Here is a 272-nt window from a genome sequence, read left to right as displayed (position 1 = left end):
GAGCCCGCCGATGTAGGTGAATTTAGACGGGTCGTAGGTCAGGCTGTTGTAGAGCGCCGGGTTGAAGGCGAGGGTGGCGATGTCGGCCGAGCCGAGCACGTAGCCCGACGGCGCCGATTCGGCGATCGCGGTGGCGCCCACGATGGTGGCGGCGCCGGGGCGATTCTCCACCACCACCGTCTGGCCCAGCGGTTTCTCCAGGCCGCTGACGACCGTGCGGGCCAGCACGTCGGTGCCGCCGCCGGCAGGGTAGGGCACGATCCAGCGGATGG

Annotated in this window: 1 protein-coding gene; it reads right to left on the bottom strand. The window is 70.2% G+C overall.

What is annotated here, in order from left to right; translation table 11 throughout:
* Nucleotides 1-272: tripartite tricarboxylate transporter substrate binding protein (locus M2D63_RS25780; RefSeq protein ID WP_285865887.1), on the bottom strand; the 272-nt coding region annotated here is incomplete at both ends.

Origin of the sequence: Pseudomonas sp. BJa5, assembly GCF_030272875.2 — a bacterium.
Classification (GTDB): domain Bacteria; phylum Pseudomonadota; class Gammaproteobacteria; order Pseudomonadales; family Pseudomonadaceae; genus Aquipseudomonas.
The sequence above is the reverse complement of the archived record's forward strand: the minus strand, read 5'-3'. Positions and strand labels throughout refer to the sequence as shown.